At 74.5% G+C, this 839-nt stretch carries 1 protein-coding gene; it reads right to left on the bottom strand.

What is annotated here, in order from left to right; translation table 11 throughout:
• Positions 1-839 (bottom strand): condensation domain-containing protein (locus K206_RS40495; RefSeq protein WP_043367947.1); only part of this gene is annotated, 839 nt, incomplete at both ends.

The following is an 839-nucleotide window of genomic DNA, read 5'->3' as shown; positions in this document are numbered from 1 at the left end:
TGGTGCACGGCGAGGCCATCGGCGGGCGGCGCCTCGCCCTGGCCCAGCGCCAGCAGCTCGGCGGACGCCCGCGGGGCCAGCAGGCCCAGCGAGCCGAGCGCCTGCCCGGGCCGCGTGCTGATGGCTTCCAGCAGCGCCAGCAGCTGCGCGCGGATGCGCTCGACCTGCGCCTCGTCGAAGGCGCGCCGCATATAGGTGAAGCCCAGCCGCAGCGTCTGCCGCAGGCTCACTTCCACGTCCATCTCGTATTCGGTCAGGCCGGTGCTGGCGCGCGTCTCGATGGCCAGGCCGCTGCGCGCGGCCGGGGCCAGCGCGTCTTCCAGCGGGAAGTTCTCAAACACCAGGATGCTGTCGAACAGCCGCTGCCCGGGCTGGCCGCCCCAGCGCTGGATGTCGGACAGCGGCGTGTGCTCGTGCTCGCGCGCGGCCAGGTTGAAGCCCTGCAGCTCGCGCAGCCAGTCGCCCACGGCCTGCTCGGGGCGCGGCGCCGCGATCACCGGCAGGGTGTTGATGAACAAGCCCAGCATCTGCTGCGAGCCGGGCAGCTCCGCCGGGCGCCCGGCCACGGTGGCGCCGAACGCCACGCGGCGCTGGCCCGTATAGCGCTGCAACAGCAGCAGCCACGCGGCCTGCACCAGCGTGTTGACGGTGACTTTCTGCGCGCGCGCGAAGGCCGCCAGCCGCGCCGTCTGCGCGGCGTCGCATTCGTGCTGCAGGAGCCCGTAGCCGCTGCCGGCATCGGGCGCGGGCACGGCCTCGGCCAGCCGCGTCGGCGTGTCGAAGCCGCGCAGCTGCGCGCTCCAGAACGCCTGCGCCGCGCCGGCATCGCGGCCTTGCAG

Origin of the sequence: Cupriavidus sp. WS (assembly GCF_000395345.1) — a bacterium.
Classification (GTDB): Bacteria; Pseudomonadota; Gammaproteobacteria; order Burkholderiales; family Burkholderiaceae; genus Cupriavidus; species Cupriavidus basilensis_B.
Note: the sequence above shows the minus strand (reverse complement) of the source record. Positions and strands in the feature narration are given on the sequence as shown.